Annotated in this window: 22 protein-coding genes; 3 read left to right on the plus strand and 19 right to left on the minus strand. The window is 64.0% G+C overall.

Annotation, left to right across the window (positions count from 1 at the left end; genetic code table 11):
• Positions 1 to 141: 141 nt before the first annotated feature.
• The 16 genes from ACODRZ_RS16730 to ACODRZ_RS16805 all read right to left on the minus strand — a co-directional run bounded on the left by ACODRZ_RS16730 (position 142) and on the right by ACODRZ_RS16805 (position 14,133).
• Positions 142 to 1,974, minus strand: coding sequence for a conjugal transfer protein TraN (locus tag ACODRZ_RS16730; protein WP_019054281.1), 1,833 nt, complete (start codon positions 1,972 to 1,974; stop codon positions 142 to 144).
• A 29-nt stretch (positions 1,975 to 2,003) separates the two neighbouring features.
• On the minus strand, positions 2,004 to 2,750 hold the full coding sequence (gene trbC / locus ACODRZ_RS16735; RefSeq protein ID WP_019054282.1) for a type-F conjugative transfer system pilin assembly protein TrbC: 747 nt from the start codon (positions 2,748 to 2,750) through the stop codon (positions 2,004 to 2,006).
• 8 nt (positions 2,751 to 2,758) lie between these two features.
• A complete protein-coding gene (gene traU / locus ACODRZ_RS16740; protein WP_019054283.1) occupies positions 2,759 to 3,778 on the minus strand; it encodes a conjugal transfer pilus assembly protein TraU in 1,020 nt (339 codons plus the stop codon).
• Positions 3,778 to 4,047: a hypothetical protein gene (locus ACODRZ_RS16745; RefSeq protein WP_019054284.1), complete on the minus strand. Its 270-nt coding sequence runs from the start codon at positions 4,045 to 4,047 to the stop codon at positions 3,778 to 3,780. The genes traU and ACODRZ_RS16745 overlap by 1 nt, the downstream gene beginning before the upstream one ends.
• A complete protein-coding gene (gene traW / locus ACODRZ_RS16750) occupies positions 4,047 to 4,703 on the minus strand; it encodes a type-F conjugative transfer system protein TraW (RefSeq protein WP_019054285.1) in 657 nt (218 codons plus the stop codon). The genes ACODRZ_RS16745 and traW overlap by 1 nt, the downstream gene beginning before the upstream one ends.
• A complete protein-coding gene (locus tag ACODRZ_RS16755; protein ID WP_019054286.1) occupies positions 4,700 to 5,245 on the minus strand; it encodes a S26 family signal peptidase in 546 nt (181 codons plus the stop codon). The genes traW and ACODRZ_RS16755 overlap by 4 nt, the downstream gene beginning before the upstream one ends.
• The gene (locus ACODRZ_RS16760; protein WP_026149937.1) at positions 5,226 to 5,906 is read right to left on the minus strand and encodes a type-F conjugative transfer system protein TrbI; all 681 of its coding nucleotides are present in this window, start codon (positions 5,904 to 5,906) and stop codon (positions 5,226 to 5,228) included. The genes ACODRZ_RS16755 and ACODRZ_RS16760 overlap by 20 nt, the downstream gene beginning before the upstream one ends.
• Complete coding sequence (locus tag ACODRZ_RS16765; protein WP_019054288.1) at positions 5,899 to 6,255, minus strand: hypothetical protein; 357 nt, start codon at positions 6,253 to 6,255, stop codon at positions 5,899 to 5,901. The genes ACODRZ_RS16760 and ACODRZ_RS16765 overlap by 8 nt, the downstream gene beginning before the upstream one ends.
• A 3-nt stretch (positions 6,256 to 6,258) precedes the next feature.
• A complete protein-coding gene (gene traC / locus ACODRZ_RS16770) occupies positions 6,259 to 8,844 on the minus strand; it encodes a type IV secretion system protein TraC (RefSeq protein WP_019054289.1) in 2,586 nt (861 codons plus the stop codon).
• 1 nt (position 8,845) lies between these two features.
• Positions 8,846 to 9,739, minus strand: coding sequence for a TraV family lipoprotein (locus tag ACODRZ_RS16775; RefSeq protein WP_019054290.1), 894 nt, complete (start codon positions 9,737 to 9,739; stop codon positions 8,846 to 8,848).
• 113 nt (positions 9,740 to 9,852) lie between these two features.
• Positions 9,853 to 10,728 (minus strand): DsbC family protein, encoded by an 876-nt coding sequence (locus tag ACODRZ_RS16780; protein ID WP_019054291.1) that lies wholly within the window; start codon positions 10,726 to 10,728, stop codon positions 9,853 to 9,855.
• Positions 10,715 to 12,040: a TraB/VirB10 family protein gene (locus ACODRZ_RS16785; RefSeq protein WP_019054292.1), complete on the minus strand. Its 1,326-nt coding sequence runs from the start codon at positions 12,038 to 12,040 to the stop codon at positions 10,715 to 10,717. The genes ACODRZ_RS16780 and ACODRZ_RS16785 overlap by 14 nt, the downstream gene beginning before the upstream one ends.
• A gap of 4 nt (positions 12,041 to 12,044) precedes the next feature.
• Positions 12,045 to 12,881 carry a type-F conjugative transfer system secretin TraK gene (locus ACODRZ_RS16790; RefSeq protein ID WP_019054293.1) on the minus strand — a complete coding sequence of 279 codons (837 nt, stop codon included), beginning with the start codon at positions 12,879 to 12,881 and terminating at the stop codon, positions 12,045 to 12,047.
• Positions 12,878 to 13,459, minus strand: a complete 582-nt coding sequence (locus ACODRZ_RS16795) for a type IV conjugative transfer system protein TraE (RefSeq protein WP_024020807.1) — start codon at positions 13,457 to 13,459, stop codon at positions 12,878 to 12,880. Before ACODRZ_RS16795 ends, ACODRZ_RS16790 begins: the two co-directional genes overlap by 4 nt.
• Position 13,460: 1 nt before the next feature.
• Positions 13,461 to 13,751 (minus strand): type IV conjugative transfer system protein TraL, encoded by a 291-nt coding sequence (traL, locus tag ACODRZ_RS16800; RefSeq protein ID WP_017184781.1) that lies wholly within the window; start codon positions 13,749 to 13,751, stop codon positions 13,461 to 13,463.
• A gap of 61 nt (positions 13,752 to 13,812) precedes the next feature.
• A complete protein-coding gene (locus ACODRZ_RS16805) occupies positions 13,813 to 14,133 on the minus strand; it encodes a TrbC/VirB2 family protein (protein ID WP_024020808.1) in 321 nt (106 codons plus the stop codon).
• 356 nt (positions 14,134 to 14,489) lie between these two features.
• On the opposite strand from ACODRZ_RS16805, the gene ACODRZ_RS16810 reads away from it, so the two are divergent.
• Both ACODRZ_RS16810 and ACODRZ_RS16815 read left to right on the plus strand, forming a co-directional pair.
• Positions 14,490 to 14,939 (plus strand): hypothetical protein, encoded by a 450-nt coding sequence (locus tag ACODRZ_RS16810; RefSeq protein ID WP_019054296.1) that lies wholly within the window; start codon positions 14,490 to 14,492, stop codon positions 14,937 to 14,939.
• 119 nt (positions 14,940 to 15,058) lie between these two features.
• Positions 15,059 to 15,565 (plus strand): helix-turn-helix domain-containing protein, encoded by a 507-nt coding sequence (locus ACODRZ_RS16815; protein ID WP_019054297.1) that lies wholly within the window; start codon positions 15,059 to 15,061, stop codon positions 15,563 to 15,565.
• Positions 15,566 to 15,620: 55 nt separating this feature from the next.
• On the opposite strand, the gene ACODRZ_RS16820 is transcribed toward ACODRZ_RS16815, so the two are convergent.
• A complete protein-coding gene (locus tag ACODRZ_RS16820; protein WP_019054298.1) occupies positions 15,621 to 16,580 on the minus strand; it encodes a lytic transglycosylase domain-containing protein in 960 nt (319 codons plus the stop codon).
• Between the two features lie 110 nt (positions 16,581 to 16,690).
• Here ACODRZ_RS16820 and ACODRZ_RS16825 point away from each other — a divergent pair, with 110 nt between their 5' ends.
• Entirely contained in the window at positions 16,691 to 17,986 is a 1,296-nt protein-coding gene (locus tag ACODRZ_RS16825; RefSeq protein WP_031309899.1) for a DUF8535 domain-containing protein, read from the plus strand.
• Positions 17,987 to 18,030: 44 nt separating this feature from the next.
• Here ACODRZ_RS16825 and ACODRZ_RS16830 read toward each other — a convergent pair whose 3' ends face one another.
• Both ACODRZ_RS16830 and ACODRZ_RS16835 read right to left on the minus strand, forming a co-directional pair.
• Positions 18,031 to 18,204, minus strand: coding sequence for a hypothetical protein (locus ACODRZ_RS16830; RefSeq protein ID WP_161633929.1), 174 nt, complete (start codon positions 18,202 to 18,204; stop codon positions 18,031 to 18,033).
• 536 nt (positions 18,205 to 18,740) lie between these two features.
• On the minus strand, positions 18,741 to 19,163 hold the full coding sequence (locus ACODRZ_RS16835; RefSeq protein ID WP_152536494.1) for a MarR family winged helix-turn-helix transcriptional regulator: 423 nt from the start codon (positions 19,161 to 19,163) through the stop codon (positions 18,741 to 18,743).
• Positions 19,164 to 19,227 lie beyond the last annotated feature (64 nt).

Genomic DNA, 19,227 nt, shown 5'->3' on the forward strand with positions numbered 1-19,227 from the left:
AGCGATGGGGTTGCGCCGCTGCCGGGGTCGGCACCGTGAGCGATGCAAGAAGGGCGGGCAGCTCGATGATGAAGAACGGCATGGTCCTATGTCCTTGGGCAGGTGCTGCGGCTCGGCGGCAAGGAGATGGTTTCGCCCATCTCACTTGCCGTGAAGGTCGTAGTAATTCTGAATTTTCTGCTGGATTTCGGTCATGGTCTGGACTTCATCAGGCAGCTTGGCCGCATCCATGAAGTCCGCGTAGACCTCGGTGAAATCCATCACCGACAGGTCGAGACGGGAAAACTCATCGATCGTGAAGCCGAGGCATTGCTCCTTCTTGGCGGAGCCCCATGACTTGCCCAGTTGAGGGCGGCCCTGCTCCTGAAGAACCCGGCTGAGCTTGCTTTCGAAACAGCAATAGGCCGTTCGCCTCGTGCTGCAGATGCCGAGGAAGCTCGACGAGCAATAGGTGCCGAGATTGTGGCAGAGGCCCATGCGGTCCTTGATGTCGAGCTTCATCTCGTCCTGTGAGCAGGCGAACAAGGTCAGGAAGGGCGTCGCCAGCGCGGCGATCGCGGCCGGTCCTCCCGCCAGCGCCGCGGCACCGGCACCGACGGTGAGAAGACCCGACGTCTTGCCCGCGCAGCAGTTGATCAGACCGAAGACCGGCTTGTGGCAGGTCTCGCGGCTGCCCTTGAAGACCGTGAAATTGGTCTCATCGAACTCCTTGCCGGCCTGGTCGATCGAATGGAGAGCAACCAGCGCATCCTTGAACTCGGTGGACGCCTCTCGAACGATCGGTTCACAGTCACCGTTGATGCAGTAGACGTCGTCGCCACAGATATATTGGGGCGCATCGCTCGGGCCGCCTGACGGCGTCGGGCATTTGTAGACCCGGTTCTCGACCTTGCAGGGACCCCCGTCGGGTTCCTCGTCCAGGCATTCGGTCCGAAGGTACGTGCAGCTGCCGTTTGCCTCGAGGTCGCCGCAGTCGTTGGCCGATGAAATGCGATGACACTGATAGGTGCGCTCCCATGCCCAGCAGGGCTGGGTGACGGGAACGCCATTGACGATCCTGGTCACCGGATCGCTGGAAGTGCAGACCTCGGTCTCGAGCGTGCAGTTCGCGTCGGCAGCATTCGCGGCACACAGACCTTCGTTGCGCGTCACCACCGGCACCGCCGGCTCGTCCTGCTTGGTCAGCCAATAATTGCCGGTCGAGAGCACATAGCCTGGATGGTATTCGCCCGGCGTGATCCCCTGGGCCTCCGCCGTACATTTGACCTCGACGGCGGTATGGCCAAGGCTCTTGCAGTTGGGCGCCGCAGTGTACCCATAGGCGCTCATATTGTCGCAATAGTCGATGACCCGGCTTTCCCAGCAAACGCCCGATGCAATCTCGTCGTCGAACGCGGCGCGCGCGGGATAAGGGCCACCATCGGTCGGCAGGAAGCTCAACCGGCCCGTATAATAGGTGTAGACTGTCCGCGGCTCGGCACGAACATCGAGGGTGACGTTGCAGGTTCGCGCCTCCGTCGTGACCTTGCTGCCGGCGTTGCAGCTCGCCTCGTAATATCCCGCGCTGCCGGTCGCGGGCGGCAAGGGCACGCAGGTGCCTTTGGTTCCTCCCATCGACTCGCCGGCGAGATAGGTCGATGGGTCATTCTCCACCGAAGTCGCGCGGGCCGTCGTCGAGAGGATCTCGGAATTGCTGAAGGTCGCTCGGGTGCGATCGGCGTCGGTGGTGATGCGATATTGCTCGTTCGACGACTTGGCCGACTGGGCCGCCGCTTCCAGCCTCTCCGGATCGTCGAAATAGGAGCCCTCCGGCAGGTTCGTGCCCGAATAGCCCGGCACGGCGGCCGCCTGTGCATCGTTCGAAGGCACCAGCGTGGAGTCGTTCCGCTTCTCGGTGCCGAGCGCCTTGCCTTGCTGCCGTGCCTCATCGAGTGTCATCTGCCCCAATGCCGGCGATCCCATCGCCAGCGCCATGAACAGCACAGAAGAGGCAAGAGCGCGCCTCACGGGGCAGTCTTGCGCATGTTGGAAAGGCCGACAGCCGCGATCCGCGCACCGGGACCATTGCCGTCGGCGAACTGCTCGAGCGCATATTCGACCGAGACGTTGCCGACGAGCCGGTCATAAGGCGGCACCTTCGTCTGGCAGGAAAATCCGGCGCACAGGTCGAAATCGGACGAGACCGCGACATAGGTCGGCACGGCCTGTACGTCGAACGCGCGGAAGAGGCGCGGATCGATGCCGACATTGGCGAAATCGTCCTGCCGGTCGACGATCTTGCCGAGGCTCGTGGCGAACTCCTTCATCGAATTGTTCGGGAATCCGCGGAAGACAACCACGCCGCCGGCCTTGGCGGTATCGGCGATCAGCTTCTTCAAAGACTGGGGCGGCATCGAGAGGCTGGCAAAGACGATGAGCTGGGGCGCCTCGCCCTTGCCCGCTGTCGCGTTCGAGGCAGCGCCGGCGACGATCTCATCGAAGTCGACGGGCCCGGCCGGACCCTTGGGCAGTTCGCTCTTCGCGACCCGCTGCATGTTCGCCATTCCGCCGTCGCGAGACTGCGCCGCATCCTCGCGGAAGGCATCGCCCCGGTCCTTCACCTGGTTGACGAAGGCCTCGGCATCGGCCTGGAGATCGGCCGAGCGCTGCTTGATCGCCTGAATGTCGATCCCGTCGACGTTCTGCGCCAACAGCGCCGACATGCCGGCTATGGTGAGAATGGCGGCCGGAACCCAGAGATAGGTGCGCATCGTTCCTCCTAAAGGACGCAGCAGTTGCGCTTGCGCCAGACAAGGTAGCCCATGTCCTCGCCGCCGGCGGGATAGGCGCGGCCTGCGTCAGGCGGCATGGTGGATGCCCCGATCGCGGAGCAGGCGAAGCGGCCACTCACCGTCGGGATCGGGTTGACCATCTGGAAGCGGTACTGCTGCTTCCGCATGATCGGCATCAGGTACTTCTTGCAGAGCCCGGCCGAGCCCATCGTGCCCCAGGCCAGCGCCTCGCGGTGCATCTTGTAGGCGAAGCGCGACAGCGCGAGCCGCGAGGACTGCACATGACCGATCGAAGACGGGACGTTGCCGTTCAGCGGATACATGCTGCCCTGGCAGCCCGCGCACCAGAACAGCGGGTCGAGTGGGAGATGGACGGTGCCGGCGATGCAGTCGCCGGCGCAGGCGACCTGCGCGATCGGATTGGCGAAGACGATCGCCTCCGGGTTGATCAGCGCCGTCAGCGAGTCGTCCTGCCAGAGCGGATCGATCTCGGTCATATAGGCGATGTCGAAGCTCGCCTGCTCGAAGCAGACGAAGTCGGTGAGTATCTCCATCCAGTAGAGCAGCGGGTAGACATACCAGTGGACGTGCCACTTCGCGGTACTCTGGGATCGGCCGCCGACCATGGAGGGGCCCGTCAAATAGCCCTGTCCGATGTCGAAACCCGGCGCGATGCGCATGCCGCCCAGGTTCGGGAAACACCAGGGCTTCATCGTGACGTCGGCGAGGCGCGCGGGCTCCCAGAAGCCGACCGCAATCCCGATCCGCGGAATGGGACTGCCGCACAGGCAGATGGGCGACGCCGGATTGGAGGTATCGGGCCGGCTGCTCGGCCAGATCTTGAGGCCGCCCACCGACAGCGGAAACAGGCAGGACCAGCACACATCGGTGATCGGATTAACGAATTTCCCGTGACAGGTCGGTCCGGCCGCCTCGGCGCTCGGCGCGAGGACGAAGGCCGCGATCATCATCACGAAGAGCCGCACAGCGGATCGAACGGCGCGCATCACTGATCCTCCCCGGCAGCGTCGAGAAAAGCGGAGTCGGCGCGGTGCTTGCGCGCGAGGTAGAGCGCGGTGGTCAACACCGCCGCGATGAGCAGCGCGGCGATCGCGCAGGGCGCCGCCCGGCCGATCAGGCGCAGCAAGGGCTGCAGGGCAAGGACGCTGACGCCCAACAGGAGGCAGAGAAGCTGCCAGATCCGTCGCAGCCGCCGAAGATCGGCCGTCTCAGGCGCCGCCATCGGCGTGCGGAGCATGTCGAGCCACAGCGGCATCAGCTGGGGCCTCCCGTCCTGAGGACGACCTCTGTGACCTTCATCACCTTGCCAGCTTGGGCAACGACCGCAGGCGTGTGCTCGATGCCGAAGCGCGAGGTGAGCTTGCCTTCCTGGTCGAAGTAGAAGCGCCGTTTCTTCGCGGTCATCTGCTCGATCGGCGAGCCATTCACAAAGATGATCTTGGCCTTGATGTCGGAATAGCGGGCCGTGGCCCAGGAAAGCTGGTCGGCGTCGTCGCCGTCGATGAAGACCAGGTCCTGCCGGATCGTGACGAGATCGAGCGGGTTGATCCGCTGGCCCTTGGCGGCGATCAGATTGCCCTTCTGGTCGCGAATGTCGCGTTCCATCGTGATCGAGGGATCGAAGTCCCAGCTTCGGGCGGTGCGCGCGGGCGTGATGCCCGACACGGGATCGGGCCGCCGGACCTTGGCCTCGACGCGCTTGGCAAACATCTCGTTCGTGCGCGCGAGCTCGCCGCTCGCCTCCGCGCGCTTCAGGCGGTTCTCGATCGTCGAGAGCAGATCAGGCTCGATCACCGGGAAGGTCTGCGCCGCCTGGCCGTAATCCTTCGCTTCCGATCGCATCGGGCCTATGACGACGAGCGCTCCGACCGTCGCGGCGACGGCGAGGCCGCCTGTAACGAGCATCCTCATAGGATGGGCTCCCCGGTTCCGATGACCTGGCGCGCGCAGACGAAGCCGATCTCGGCATAGCGGCTGTCAAAGCCATCCTTGTGCGGCGTCGCCGCGAAATAGCATCCCGGTGGCACGACCCCGGTCGCGCCCGGGGTCAGCGGCTCGCCGAACCGCGTGAGCGGCTTCATCCGCGCAACCGTGCGGCCGTTCACGGCGACCTCGCTACCGGCATGGCTGATAGTGTCGCCCGGCATGCCGTAGACGATCTTGCCGAACATCCGGGGCTTCGCGCCGAAATGGCGGCGCAGAAGCGCGCTCTGCGGCGGGTCGAAGAACAGATAGTCGCCGCGCGCCGGCAGCTTGTGGCGCTGAATCAGGAAGGCCCAGTTCGGCAGCGAGTCCGTCGTATTGATCAGCAGGAGATGGTCGCTGCGCCACTCGGCGATCGCGCTCAGGACGATGCTGCCCGCGACGAAAAGGCCGAAGAGCTGCCACAGCCGCATCCGCGGCCGCCAGGCTGGAGCCGGCGCGGCAGCGGGTTTACTGGCCGCCGCTGCCATCGGGACCTCCGAAGGTGGACACCTGCGCCGCCGGCGGGGCATATTGCGGCGCAGCCTGCTGTTGCATGGGCCCGGTTTGCATGCCCTGCGCCGCCAGCATCGGATCGATCGGCACAGAAGCCCCCGGCAACTGCCCGGCGATCTGTGCCTGGGGAACGACTTGCGGCTGAGCGGCCGCCATTGCCTGCTGTTCGAGCTGCTGGAGCTCCTCGGCCGACGCCTGACGAGGCCGTGGCACGCCCGAAGCATAGACCGCATTCTTCAGGCTGTCGGTGATGTCCGGCACGTTCTTCGTCAGCACGGCCTCCCCGACGAGGACGATCTGGCCGCCGGCGCTGCGCCTTTGCAGTTCCTTGTCGAGCGACGCCATGAAGGTGCGCATCTCGGCTTCGACCTGCGCCGGTGGCGATGCCGAGCGCGCCAGGGCCTGCACATATTCGCCGACAATCGATGACAGACGGGCCGAGACGATATGATCCTGCTTCGGCGTGACGAGCGTCTTCGTCACCCACATGCCCCAGATGGCTGCAGCCAGGAGGATCAGTCCGCCAAGGATTTGCATCCGGCTATAGCCGGCGAAGTAAGTCCGTCGTGGCGCCCTTGCCGGCTCGAGAGGGGCCGCCGGCGGCGCGGGAAGATCGAGTTCGGGTTGCTCAGCCATGGCGGGGATCTCCCTGCGTCCGGGCCGGGGGCATGATCCTGCCGCGCCGCAGGACGATGAGCCCTGCAGAGAGGATGACATGGGCCACGGCGAAGACTGTCTTGAAGGACGCGACGCGGGGCGGCGTCGCGATGACGTAGCGGGTGGTCAGGTTGTTGAGCTGGTTCATCAGCCCGTCGAGCGAGAAGCCGCCGAGCGCGAGAAAGAACAGAGCGAAGAGACCCCAGGTCATCAGCAGGGTCGAGGCCAGGAATCCCGCAAAATGTAGTCCAAAGTAAAGCAGGGCGCGCGTGTCGACCCAGGGATGGCTGCGCGTCCTGACCTTAGTCTGTGGGCTCTTGGTGGCCATTGCTCACTCCGCCGCCTGCGCGAGCTCGGCATCGCCGTGCGAGGCCCATTTCTCGGGATTGTCGGGGAAGGCGATCCGCTCGATCGCCTCGTCCATGCTGAGGCCCTGCGCGACCAGATCCTCGATCGCGGCGTAGACGGCGGGACTGGACGAATAGACCGTGGCCGAGAAGGGATCGAGCACCAGACGCCCGACGGCCAGCGTCTCGGGGCCCTTGATCAGGATATCCGAATATTCGCGGCCGTTGATCTTGAGCGAGCGCAGCAGCGCGTCGGTGTAATCGTCCATCTCGAAGCGGTCGTGCTTCTTGAAATCCGCGATCGTCTCCGGCTTTTGCTGGAGGATCACGAACCAATCGGAATTCTCGAGCGCGGCAACGGAGCCGGCCGATTTGTAATAGTCGTTGAGCGACTGGGTCGCCGTCACCAGCGAGGCGCCATATTTGCGGCAGGTGCGCGCATAGGTTTCGATGAAGTCGGCCATCGCGCCGCCGCGCAGCATCTGCCACGCTTCGTCGAGCAGCAGCGCCTTGGGGATCGAACGATCGATCTTGCGCATCATCTGCTGCGACATGAACATGATCGCGGTTAGGACCACGCTCCTCAGTTCCTCGCGCGACGACAGGTCCGAAAGCTCGAAGACGGTGAGCTGCGCCGACAGTTCGAACGACACCTCGCCCTGGAAGAAGCGGCCATAGGTGCCTCCGCTTGAGAACGGCCGCATGGCGATGCCGAGGTCGCTCGCCTGGTGGTTGCCGGTCGCATCGAGCGCGGCGATCACATCGTCGATCGAACCGGCCCTTCCCTTCTCTTCCCAGACCGCATTGACCGCGCCGTCGATCAGGCCCCGCTCGGTGTCGTTCAGCCGGTCGATGTGACGTGCCATCTGGTTCACGATGGCCTTCAGCATCGCCATGCAGTCGAGCAGATAGTCCTCGTCTTGCCTTGCCAGCTCCTCGTCGATCATGCTGAAGGGGTTGAGACAGAAGCCCGACGACATGGTGAACTCGACGAAGGCGCCGCCCTGCAGCTTGGCCGAGTGCTCGAACGAGCGGCCATCGTCGATCACGACGACACGCGCGCCGGCGCCGCACAGCGACGCGCACAGTTCCTGGAGCGTCACCGACTTGCCCGACCCGGACTTGCCGACGACGGCGACATTATGGTTGCCCGCCTTGTTCTCGAAGGGACTCCAGAAATAGGGCTGGCCGCGCCGCCCGATCAGCATCAGATGCGGAACCTGGCTCCCCAGAAACTCACCCTGGATCGGCGCGAGATTGGCGGCCGTCGTGGTCAGCAACGTGCGCATCCTTTTCATGCGCTCGAGGTCGCGCGAAAGCCCATTCGCCATCGTCATGGGCATCGCGCAGAGCAGCCCCATGATCTGCAGATATCGATCGTCGAGAAGGTCCCAGCCCGCAGCCCCGTAGACCGACTTCAGCACCCGCTCGTTGGCATCGCCCCTGCCCTTGGGCGAGAAGGAAGTGACGCTGAAGAATACGCGGACGAGCTTGCGGCCCTGGCGGATTTCGTCATTCACATAGCGCCATTCCTGGCTCTGGTCCTTGAGCTGCGGGAGGAAACGCGAGGACTTGGAATCGGCGAGGCTCGTCGTTCGCATGAACTTGAAGCTCGCCTTGTTGCTCGCGGCCATCGGGTCGGGAAATTCGACGCAGAGGTTGGTCGCGATCGGACAGGGCATCCGCAGCTTATCGGTGAACATGTCGCCGATCAGGCGCGCGACGTCCCAAGGCGCCCAGCGCGCCGGCAGGTTGCGGACCGAAAAGGAGCGGACGTCGAAAACGTCGGGCAGGATCTCGCCGATCTCCGGTGCTTCGTCGATCGTCTTGCCGGTGGGGCGGAAGCGCTCGGTCCGCAGCAGCATGCGGTCGGGCTCGACATGCAGCTCGACGTCGCGGCGGATGGCCTGGTCGGCGATGGGATCAAGCGGATTGTAGCTGACGACATCCTCGCCGGCCGCGGTCGTGGGCGAGGTGATGTCGTCGATCCAGGCGATCAGCGCCGGCGGGTCCATCTTACGGGCCGAGACGTTGATCGACGCCAGCGCCGAGATGAGGCCGTCCATGACCGCCACGATCTCCTCGGTCGTGACGCTCGAGGTTTCGGGCGTCGAATAGGAGATCGCGACCCGGTGGTTGCGCAACGAAAAGGGCGCATCGGCCGACAACGATTTCCAGACCCCGTCGGTCAGGAAATCGACCCGGTGCTTGGCCATCCGCTCGTAGACGCCGCGTGCCGAATAGCGCGGCAGATACCATTTCGAGAGACGCTCGCCGATCCGCGGGCTCATCCATTGGTGGAACTGCAGGCAGCCGGGCGCGGGGATCGCTTCCGACAGGAATTGCGTGAGGATCTCACCCGTCCGCTCATCAGCACCAACGAGCGGCGCCGCCTCGATCACGAAACCCCGAGAGGCGCTGTTGTAAAAGATCCCGGTTTTGGGATCATAGCTTCGATAGGGCAGCCAGTGCGCGAGCATCGGGACACCGAGTTCCGGCCGTTCGGCGTCAGGCCGCTTGGCGTCGCCAAGTATCCCGGCAAGCAGGCTTTCGAAGACGCCCCCCGCCATCTCACTTATCCTCCTGGACGGCAGCGGGGAAGTTCGCGGCCTTCACGGTCGGAGCGATCGCGGCGGGTGCGGCCTGCACTCCCGACTGCGCGGCGGCGGCATCCCGCGCGCCCTTCGCGGCCCCGGTCGCGACCTCCTGGTAACGGGGATCGGCCTTGACGTGGGCAACGGCGGCGGCGCCGGTTCCGCTCGCCGGGACTGGCGCTGGGGTCGGAGATGCCTTCGCCTGGGGACTGCCGCCCGTCGATGCTCCGGAGGGGGGTTGGAGCACCGGCGAGGCGGCAGCCGACGGTGTGTGGCTCAAAGCCGCCGCCGTTCCCGGGCGGGATGCCGCTTGCGCCTTGGGAGCGAGACGCGCGCGGACATCCGCCTTGATCGCACTGACCGGATCTGGGACCGCATCGGGCTTGCGCGCCCGCGCGGCTGCCACCGCCGCCGGACCCGGGGCGTCGGGATCGGAAAGCGCAAAACTGTCCAGCGGCGGGTCGACGCGGTCGACCGCGTCAGCCAGCGATTCCGTCAAGCCCTGTGCGGCGGCAGATCGCCGCGGCGGCACGGCCACCTCCGTCAGCGCCTGCTGCTGCCATTCGCCGCGCGCGACCACCGCATGGACCGCACTCGCTTCATGAAGCCGCCCGCGCTCGTCGATATAGGGCTGGAAGACGATCCTCAGGACCTTCTCCTGGGTGCGTCCGGCGTCCGCCGATGCCAGGCGCGCCGGATGGCCGACCTGCGCCCGGTTGGTCCGGCCGCGCATCGGCTGCCGTATATTGCCGGTGGGCATGGCATCACCGTCCGAAGGGTCTGCCGAAATGAGTGCAAGCGCCCGATCGTCGATCGTCGAGCTCGGCGCGCAAATGCCGTCCGGCGCCGCGCAGGAGAAACTCCCGCGCACATTACCTCCGAAACTGGCGCAGCTGCTCAGCGCGAGAAGGCTGGTGAAGCCAAGCCCAGCGGTGAGACAAAGGCGCTGCCGCCTGTGCCTGGACTGCATGGCAGGCCGCCGGCTCACGACTGCCCTCCCTTGAGCCAGTTCTCGAGGAAGGCCCGCGGCCGGAACCCCTCGATGACCGCGCCGTCGCCGCGAACGATGACGGGCGTGCCACTCAGACCATGGCGGTGGGCGAAGGCCTCGTTGGCGTCGAGACCCGACGTGTCGCAGGACGGACCCGCCTTCAGATCCTCGCCAGCATAGGCCGCATGGAGCGCGGCCTCGCGGTTCTTCGCGCAGTAGACGCGATCGGCGACGTCGCGGCTTCCGAGCACCGAGATCGGCCGCTCGACGACCCGGACGTTCATGTCCTTGAGCACGCTCGTGAGCGCCCGGCAGTAGCCGCAGCGAAAGTCCGTGAAGATCGTGACGGTCTGGCCCGAAGGGTTGCCCCAAACGATCGCACCCTCGCGCGGCAGTTCAGCCAGCGAAAGCTTCTGCGGCACCTCTGGCCGCGCAAGCTTCTCGGTGCGGCCCGGTGTCGCCGCCGCAAGCTGGGCGGACTCGTCGTCCCCGCCGGCATTTGCGGTGGCATTCGCCTTGGCGGCTGCCCCAACCAGCATGTCGGGGTTCATTTCGAGCAGCCGGGCGGCGGTGATGTCCTGCCGGGTCTGCATGTCATAGACACGCCCGATGACGAGGAAGCGCGCCCCGGTGTCCACGTAGAACAGATTGGCCCCTGCGGTGACTTCGCACAGGCCACTGATCTTCCCGCAATCGATCGCGGTGACCGGCGTCTTGGGCAACCGCGTCTTCAGCAGCAGCCGGACCCGATCTTCCGGGCTGTTGGTGTCGGCCGCAAGCGCGATACCGGCAACGCTGAGCCCAAGAAGCGTGGTGAGGACCAGGCGCGATGGACGCGCCAGCGTGCGTATGCGGTCAATTGCGGACATAGACACCCTCCAGGAAAACGATTTCGACGTCGATGCCGGTCGGCATCTCGATCACCGGCTGGTACTGCTCGGCGCGCTCGATCAGATATTTGGAGACCATGTCGCCGGTCTGGGCGACGCCTTCGCCAAAACCGCCTTCCAGGATGTCGCCGGTCGAGAGCTTCTGGCGCTGGCCGTTGGTGGTGATATTGGTGCCCTGGAAGACGGAGTTGGCGTTGGCGGAGAAGCCGCGACCGAACCCGCCGGCCAGACCTGCCAGGAAGGCCTGCGTCACGAGCGATCCTTCGCGCGAGACCACTCGGCCGCGCACGCCCGTCTTGCCGCCGAAGGCGATGAAGCCCTTGACCTCGGACACGGCATAGCGGCCCCCGGGTTGCGGGCACGTCATCTTCTGGAGCTTGACGTAGACCTTCTCGCTCGAGAGATCGCCACGGGCTGCGCCGTTGATGAGGCACCCCTCGATCTTCGTCGTGAGCAGGCGGCCATTCTGGTAGACCGAGCGCGCCGGGCCCGTGACGCGCAGCACCACTGGCAAGGGATCGCTCTGGCTATTGACCCCGGCGCTGGCATCGACGCCGACGATGACCTTCGCGCGCGCGAAGCTGTTGGGCGGCAGATAGTTGACGCTGTCGGCGGAGACAGTGTTGCCCTTGGCGACCCGCGAAGCGTTTCCGCTGTCGGCCGTGGTGAAATTGACGAGCTTCACCTCGGCGGGCGAGGCAACCGGAGCGGCCCCCTGTGCGCTGCCCTGTCCGTCGGGACGCTGATAGGCCTGCGGTCCATTGGGGCCGTACATCGCTGAGGGCCCTGGCGTCGGCGCCTGCGCCGCGCGCCGGTCCGCAACTTGCCGACGCAGCTGTTCGTTCTCGGCCTGATAGGCTGACAGCACGCGCTGACCATCGGCCTGCATCGCCTGGTTCTGGCCTTTCAGGGCCTCGACCTGCGCCGTCAGCATCTCGAGCCGGTGGTTCTGACCGTCGATCGACTTGAGCTGGTTCTCGGTGGACTGGAAGCGATTCTCGGAAAGCGCCATCCACTCCTGCTGGGAGAGATTGCGGTTGACGAGATCCTTGGTCGAGACGTTGACCTCGCTGACGCTATCATCGGCGAGCTTGGACTTGTTGTCGTCACCGCCGAAAATCCAGAAAGAGGAGATGACGAGACCCACGCCCGCAGCGCCGGCCAGGAGCAGGCGTTGACGGCGGCGAACCGCGTCATTGCCGCCAAGGTCTCCGGCGACCGGGGAGACGCCCTCTTCGGAGCCATCATCGAGCGGGCGGCGCTTGCGGTTCAGGATGTCGGAAAGAGCCATGTCCTCACCTTCCCGTGAGAGTGTTTTGGCCAGCCAGCGGGCTGGGGCCATTCTGCGAGACGAGATAGGCCGTGGTGACCGTGCCCGGCGCCAGCTTGCTGTCGGCGATCGACACGGCGAGCGCGCTCGATGGAGCGATCATGCTCTCGGTGAGCTCGACGCTCTGGTCGCCCTTGTTCTCGATCCGGAGAACCCTGCCGGTCAGCTCTGACCCCCGATACTCGGCGATCATCTGGACCTTGAGAGTCCCGACATAGACCGGGCGAAGAGTGCGCTGGCGCATCTCATATCCGTCCGCGACGGCGTTGGAGTACATCGCCTGGACAAGTTCGACCGCCGCATCCTGCGGACCAAGCTGGTTCGTGGGACCGTTCTCCGCGGCCCGCTCGTTTGCGATCGCCGGGTTCGACACGAACACCTGGGCGGCCTGGTCGCCGCTGATGCGGCAGACGAACTTGTAGACATAGCCGCGCTTGCTTGTCGCGAAGAAGGAGAGCGCGGGACGCCCGAAGCCATCGGGTACCGAGAGATAGATGTCGCCGCGCACCGGCTCGTTGACGACCGAGAAGTCGTCCTGCGGATTGCCGGTCGAGATCTTCGACACGCTCGCGAATTCGTCCTCGACGAGGCTGATGCGGGTGAGATCCTTGGCCGACGCGGTGCAATCGACCTGGGCGCTGTCGCTCGCCATGATCGTCTGATCGGCGAAGGCCGGCTCGGCGATCAGGAAGATCGCCAGCGCGACGAGACCGGCGCCGATGAAGCGGCTCGCATGGCAATAGACGCGCGTGAGGAAGGCAGTGCCGAGGGCGGCACTCCCGATGGCATAGACCGGCATCATTGGTCGCTCCCCTGTTGGTCTTTGGCGGCGCCGGTCTTCACCATTCCAAACCCGACCAGCTTCAGCGACAGGCCGGAATATTCCCAGTCGTAGCGGAAGGTGCGGTTCTCGTTGGAGATGACCTTGTCCCCGACGATCGTGTGAAGCTCGCCGGTCACCTCCGAACGGAGGTTCTTGGTGTCGATCTCCATCTTCTGGATCGTGAAAAACTGCGAAATCGACGAGCCCCGCTGCTCACTGACGATCTTGAGCAGATCGGCCTTGATCTTGCCCTGCGTTCGCGGGCTCGCAATATCGAGTACCGCATTCATCCAATATTCGAGATTCTGCGGGCTGCGGTCGAGCGTCAGCACGACCGTGTCGCGTGTGATCATCTCGAGATATTCGTGGCTGACGCCAGCGGAGCTGATTGTCAGCGAAGATCGCAGCACCGGCTGCAGCACGACCTCCCGATCGCGTGACAGGCTGACTGTGAACAGCAGCAGGGTGAGCACGCCAAGCGCGGCCGCAGCGACGGCCAGGATGTTACGCTGGCGCAGGATACGCTGGCTGTTCGTATGGCTGTAGGAAAGTTCCATATCACCCCGCCATCAGTCGAAGATATGAGGGTGGCGTGGCTCTGAGACCGGTGAAACCGGCCGGCAGATGCCAATAGGCCAGGTGAAGCAGCCAAGATGTCGCCCGGCCCGCCTTAGCTTTTCTGAGACCCCACCAGCCCGCACCCGAAAGAAGCATGCCGATGAGGATGTGCTGAGACAGGATCCCCCAGACGAACGGAATAACCATCGCCAGGAACTCATCGAGGGTCCACAGCCCGATCAGCTCGGGATCATCGAGATGAGTTGGAATGACGTACTTGTCTGCGGCCATTGCACCACCCCCTCCTTGCGCCCCGGCGGAGCTGCTACTCCGCGCGGGGCCTAGGATCGGTTCAGATCGTTGCGGTCACGGTGGAGGTGACGATCGGAATGCCGGTACCGGCGCCCACACCGACACCGACCGGAATGGCGATCTGGCCCATCGAGAACCGGCCCGATGCGAGCGCCACGATGCCGCCGGCCAGGCTGAGCACGGTGATGATCTTGCCGCCGGACCCTTCGAGGAAGTCGGTGAACTTGGTCAGCGCGGTGTTGAACGTCGTGTCGGCACCGGCGAATGCGGGGCCTGCGAAGAAGAGGAATGCGAACAGAAGCACGGCGAGGGCGAGGATCGCCAGCTCCGCGTGTCCGCTCTTTTTGAGGACAGACTGCATGTGGATTTCCTTCGGTTGGAGACGCGACGGAACCGCGCCCAAGCAAAGGGTGACCAATCGGCTCGCGGCTGTGCAACCGAACGTCGATCCGACCGTTTGCGAATCGTAAAATTTTGTATGCTTAGCTGACGAGCGATCGCCTTAGCGGGACACCGCGCCCCGGTTTCAGGCCATACTGCCCCAGATTTGGGACGCCTCGCCCGCGCTCTAGGGCACACTGCCTCAGAATTGCGAAAGCGACGTAACGGCGATAGATTCGCAGGGCGGACTCGTAAAATGTTAACCATTATCGTTTCATTAACCCTCCGCAGCGCCCGACGATCAACGGGCCCTTTCGATACGAGGCTAATCAAGACGTGGGCACGATCGGCGCTGACATTCCAGGCTGCACGCTCGACATTTCCGAGCATCTTTTTCGCCTGACCACGGAAAGTCTCCGGCTCAGATCCAACGAGACAAAGTCCTACCAAACCCTTGAGCGCCTCCTGGAGGCTCGGATCGGAAGCCTTTCGCGAATCCGAGATCGCGACATGACCACCCTGAAAGAGCATCTGGTCGCAATTCCAACCCAAGGCGAGATCCGCATCGAACTTCAAATTTCACAGACCAGCGCTGACTGCCTGGATGACGTTAAAGACCTTCTCAGCAGGGAACTCGACGCCGATCTCACCGTCGGCGATGCCCTCTCCGTGTTGCTCTTCGACTATGTCGTCGAACAGAAAGCGGCGCGGGTGCTGGCAAAAATGGACCTGGAACGGGTGATACCGGCCAGAATTGCCATTCCGCCGAGCAGCCCGCGTCACTAGGCGAGATGTGACCGGCTCTCAGTGATTTGAATGCCGCTCATTTTGGCCCCAAGCAGGCTTGCAAATGAAGAATCTGTCATGTTCTCTTCATCCACCGGAAAGGTGTGGTGGGGATCTGCATGTCGGAAACCTCGGAATCGCTGTCTGTCGGTTCGTTTGAGCCAGACTATATTCGTCTGATCCGCGACCTGATGGCCGCGAACGATACACGGCATCGTTCCCTGGCCGAGAAAACCGGCATCAGCAAATCAAGGCTGGGCCGCATTCTTCATCAGACCCCGCAGAAGCGCCTCTCCATGACAGTCGATGAACTGGAGGCGATCCTGCTGGCGCTGGGAACGAATATCCTCAAGGCGTTCATGCGCACCGAAGCGTTACGCGACCTCGATCCCTCGGATAAGGCGCGTTACGACAGCGTCATCAATCTCGTTGGCGATATCGTCAAAGACCTAGGCAAGGAATTGGTGCAGACACTCGAGACCATGAACGGCCTCGATGGCACCGAAGCGCGGCCCGAATGGGCAGCCATCCTCCGCAACGGATGGATCGAGGATATCGCCAAGGCGGTCGCGTTCGTCATGGGCCGCCGCACCGTAATCACCCAGCGCGATGAGCTCTGGCGCTGAGCCATCTCGCGCAAGCGGCCTGAATGCCGGCCGCGCGCGTCAACCCCTCGTCTCCTTAGAAAGTGGAAACTGCCGCGGTCCGGCCGAATGCGCGTTGATCGGCGCTCGCTGGCGCTCCCCGGACCCGTGGAACGACCGTCACCGGCCGGTTGATGCCGCTCAGACGAGACCAGTTCAGCAGCACATTATCCACATAGGCCTGCGTTTCGGTGATCCGAGGCACCAGTCCATTCCGAACCCGTCCCGGACCAGCATTGTAGGCGGCGAGCGCGAGATGGTAGTGGCCGAAGCGGTCGAGCTGCTGACGCAGATATTTTGCGCCACCGCGCAGATTCTCTTCCACGCTGTAACGGTTGACGCCAAGCGCGACCGCCGTACCCGGCATCAGCTGCGTCAGTCCAAAGGCACTTTTGGGAGAGAAGGCATCAGGCCGATAGCGGCTTTCCCGGATGATCATCGCGTCGAACAGTCCCACGGGAATGCCGTATTGGCAGGCGATATTGCTCATCATGCCGTAGTAGTTCGCCCGCCGGATCTCGGCATCGGAGGCGAGAAAGCCTGTGGGTCTGTAGCCGGGCGCGTAGCAGCCCGGCACGTAGCTGGAGGCGGCCGAGGCGAACACCGGTCCTCCGCGCATCCAGATCGGCACTGGGATCGAGGACATTGGATAAGGTGGCATCTCTGCTGGATGCACGGCCGGCTGCGCAACTCCGACATGCGCGAACGGGTCCTCGTCCTGCAACGGCGGATGAGCGGTATTCTCGCCAGCGAAACTGTTGGCCATCTCGAATTCGACCCAACGGCGGCTGAGGTCATGCACCTTGAAATCAGCCGGCGGGGCGCCGCCGACGGCTTGATCGTCTGGCGGAGCCGGTGGGCCGGGATCTGGCTTTGCTGTCGCCCCCATCGCAATGAGCTGCACGCTCCGCGCGGTCTGTGCAGTTCTCGGCGCGGCCTGCGTTTGTGCGGAGCAGACGAGGTTCGCCGCAACCAAGCCCAGGAGAAACACACGCATAAAGACCTCCCTTTTTGCGAACTGAGGAAAGGGAAGATCAGCAGATGCCAGCTTGTCAATCCACCGTTGGGCGCTTCAGACAGGCTTCCCTGTTCGCGGGGGGCAGGTAAATGTGGTTGATCGCACGCCACAGCGATGGCCGAGGCGCTGGTCGTATTCCACTTCCCGCCCCCGTTCGTGACGCGCTTGTGAGGTGGTACGTCGGCAAGGGCTCCCGGCATGATGAGGAAGCCGGGATAATGCTCGTCCAGCAAGCTCGGCTCGGCGAAAAATGGATCGCCTGCGATTGCCTGGCTCCAGAGGCAGCCCCGCCGATCCTCACTCCAGCCTTCCTATCAGAGGCGGAAACCTACTACCTCCGTCGCCTCACCAGCCCCAACCGGCCGGAGCACCTGCCGGATTGCCCCTTCTTTCGCGACCAGGCGACAAACCGGGTCACCGAGGTTCGCACGCCCGAGAGCCCCGCCGATCCCCCCGCGGGTTATTTTGAAGTGCTGAGGCCCGCGCCGGAGAAGCTGGCACAACGACCAGAAGAAGAGAGCAGCGACGATCGAACCCGCCAAGCCTCCGTGCCGCGTCTGGCCCGCCTTCTCTGGCGCCTCATCCATATCGCGGGCCTCAATCGCACGATGCCCCTCTCGCACGAGGCGCCTGACCACTCTATCGGCGATGAGTTTCGATGTCTGACCAAGGCGGCCAAGCGGGTCGAGATCGCGCCGGGAATGGAGCTTGGTCGCGCCTTCTGGACCCACGCACAGGCGCTCCACAGCAAACGGGTCTATGCGAGCCTGCGCGAACTTGCGCGGCGCTGGCCGCGCGCGCATGCTCCGCAGGCTTTTCTCGCGCTCTTCGCCCAGGAATTTCGTGGATCGACAATCCAGGTGGCGGGCTGCGACCCGGTTGTGCTCGCTAACCGTGTGCAATCGCCATCCGTGCGGGGCAACACGATCAAAGGCCCCTATCTGGTCCTCATCGTGGCCGGCGAATATCCCGAAGCGCACGGATATGCCCCGCTTCGAGGCTATGCCCAGCCAATCTTCTCGGGAAGGCGTTTCATTCCGGTTGACTCAGAGTTTGAGCGCACCGTCCTGCGCGACCTGCTCCAGCTCCGGCGCGACTTCGATCGACGACAGATCGATCTTGTGCTCGAAAAGCCTGTTTTCGACACGCTCACCGACATTGGCTCATGTCGTCCCGACTTCCTGCTTGAAGCGCGCTCCCGCAGCACCGGGGAAATCCGGCAGCTCGTGGTCGAAGCGATGGGGTCGACGGACGATGCCTATCTTGCAGCAAAGGCCACCACCCATCCGCGTATGGAGCAGATAGCACCCCTACTTTGCATTTCCCAGAAAGACGCGAATGAGGATCGGATAGGACCGATGGTGTCGCGCGCGTTCGGGCTTTGATCAGAGGAGAGCTCGTTCGACGCACTGCCGCTCGAACTATCATCCTATTCCAGACAGCACGGCCAGACTGCCGCGATCAGCCCCACCTCATCGACGCAGCGAATAAGCTTACGATACCGAGAGTCACCGGGGTCGAGGTCAAATAGAGCTTCTGCCAGCGCCACCATGTCCGAGGTATGAAAAGCACCGCGGATCTGACGGATTTGATCGTCGACCATGAACGGTCCCGGTAAATCTCGATAGCGGCAGTGGCACAGGCGAGCGCGAAGGCGAGCGCGCAGCACAAGCCTGCGGCGAGATAAAGCGCTAGCCAGTTGGACAGTTCGATCTGGGTAAGCTGATGCATGGCAGCCCTGTATATATTCGATATATACGAATAAATCCTATCCATGGTTTCCCGACATTCCGCCGCACGACAAGTCAAGTGACCATGCGCGCATCACCGCAATGGGCGCGGGCCTGAATTTCAGACGCTCCGAACAAATTCTTGGCCGGTTAGGACGCCTATGTTGCGCGCTGCGCGAAGCTGCGAAGTGGCAGCGCCCGAGCGGGAGTCCCGCCATTCCCGATGAGAGGCCAAGCTGAGCATGGCATCGGATCGCGACACACAGTGCATCCGTTGGATTCATCCGGCGGCTGGACGAGGGACTGGATCTGCTCGACGACATAGACTGCGGCGTCGACGACGGAGTAGCCTTCAGCGGGCCGTCAATCGCGCCAAACCAAGAGGCACGCCCTGCGGCCATTTAGCCGTTCATCCCACGGCCTGGTCGCTCGAGCGATAAGGACAGCCTAATCTAGCGATGCAACAGGGTGGCATGCCTTTACCTGCCAGGCGGTCCATGAAGACTTCCATGATCTCCCGTCCCTTCGCACTGAGCCCGAGATAGGTGAAGCGCTGATCCGGCTGCCCTTTCGCGCGCTCAATGAGGCCAAGATCAATGAGCTTGCTCACCCAGCGGCGGCCCGTGCTTGGGGGCACGCCAGCAATCAGCGAGACGCTGCTGGCTTTCACGCATACACCGCGTCCAAGCGCGGCATAAAGATCCAGCAGGATGTCCCATGCGGGGTCGGAGAAGAGATCACTGCCGATCACCTCTTCCCGTAAGCGCCGGGCCATCAGCGCCCAATGTGCCAGCCGGGCACCGGGCAGAGCGCACTCCGGATCTGCCGACACGTCTCGCGCGAGACCGCCTGCGCAACCGCATGCGACGCCCGGGTCCTCTATGTCGGGAACTGGC

It is taken from the genome of Novosphingobium sp. FG90, assembly GCF_057808725.1.

What these genes read in the sequence shown, in the direction of transcription:
- traU (WP_019054283.1), bottom strand. Translation starts at nt 3,778, where the DNA reads ATGCGCGCCGTTCGATCCGCTGTGCGGCTCTTCGTGATGATGATCGCG.
- ACODRZ_RS16780 (WP_019054291.1), bottom strand. Translation starts at nt 10,728, where the DNA reads ATGTCCGCAATTGACCGCATACGCACGCTGGCGCGTCCATCGCGCCTG.
- ACODRZ_RS16830 (WP_161633929.1), bottom strand. Translation starts at nt 18,204, where the DNA reads ATGGTCGACGATCAAATCCGTCAGATCCGCGGTGCTTTTCATACCTCG.
- ACODRZ_RS16825 (WP_031309899.1), top strand. Translation starts at nt 16,691, where the DNA reads ATGTGGTTGATCGCACGCCACAGCGATGGCCGAGGCGCTGGTCGTATT.
- ACODRZ_RS16795 (WP_024020807.1), bottom strand. Translation starts at nt 13,459, where the DNA reads ATGGAACTTTCCTACAGCCATACGAACAGCCAGCGTATCCTGCGCCAG.
- ACODRZ_RS16755 (WP_019054286.1), bottom strand. Translation starts at nt 5,245, where the DNA reads ATGGCAGCGGCGGCCAGTAAACCCGCTGCCGCGCCGGCTCCAGCCTGG.
- ACODRZ_RS16820 (WP_019054298.1), bottom strand. Translation starts at nt 16,580, where the DNA reads ATGCGTGTGTTTCTCCTGGGCTTGGTTGCGGCGAACCTCGTCTGCTCC.
- trbC (WP_019054282.1), bottom strand. Translation starts at nt 2,750, where the DNA reads ATGCGCACCTATCTCTGGGTTCCGGCCGCCATTCTCACCATAGCCGGC.
- ACODRZ_RS16805 (WP_024020808.1), bottom strand. Translation starts at nt 14,133, where the DNA reads ATGCAGTCTGTCCTCAAAAAGAGCGGACACGCGGAGCTGGCGATCCTC.
- ACODRZ_RS16785 (WP_019054292.1), bottom strand. Translation starts at nt 12,040, where the DNA reads ATGGCTCTTTCCGACATCCTGAACCGCAAGCGCCGCCCGCTCGATGAT.
- ACODRZ_RS16730 (WP_019054281.1), bottom strand. Translation starts at nt 1,974, where the DNA reads ATGGCGCTGGCGATGGGATCGCCGGCATTGGGGCAGATGACACTCGAT.
- ACODRZ_RS16745 (WP_019054284.1), bottom strand. Translation starts at nt 4,047, where the DNA reads ATGCCGCTGTGGCTCGACATGCTCCGCACGCCGATGGCGGCGCCTGAG.
- ACODRZ_RS16790 (WP_019054293.1), bottom strand. Translation starts at nt 12,881, where the DNA reads ATGATGCCGGTCTATGCCATCGGGAGTGCCGCCCTCGGCACTGCCTTC.
- traL (WP_017184781.1), bottom strand. Translation starts at nt 13,751, where the DNA reads ATGGCCGCAGACAAGTACGTCATTCCAACTCATCTCGATGATCCCGAG.
- ACODRZ_RS16765 (WP_019054288.1), bottom strand. Translation starts at nt 6,255, where the DNA reads ATGGCCACCAAGAGCCCACAGACTAAGGTCAGGACGCGCAGCCATCCC.
- ACODRZ_RS16760 (WP_026149937.1), bottom strand. Translation starts at nt 5,906, where the DNA reads ATGGCTGAGCAACCCGAACTCGATCTTCCCGCGCCGCCGGCGGCCCCT.
- ACODRZ_RS16815 (WP_019054297.1), top strand. Translation starts at nt 15,059, where the DNA reads ATGTCGGAAACCTCGGAATCGCTGTCTGTCGGTTCGTTTGAGCCAGAC.
- traC (WP_019054289.1), bottom strand. Translation starts at nt 8,844, where the DNA reads ATGGCGGGGGGCGTCTTCGAAAGCCTGCTTGCCGGGATACTTGGCGAC.
- traW (WP_019054285.1), bottom strand. Translation starts at nt 4,703, where the DNA reads ATGAGGATGCTCGTTACAGGCGGCCTCGCCGTCGCCGCGACGGTCGGA.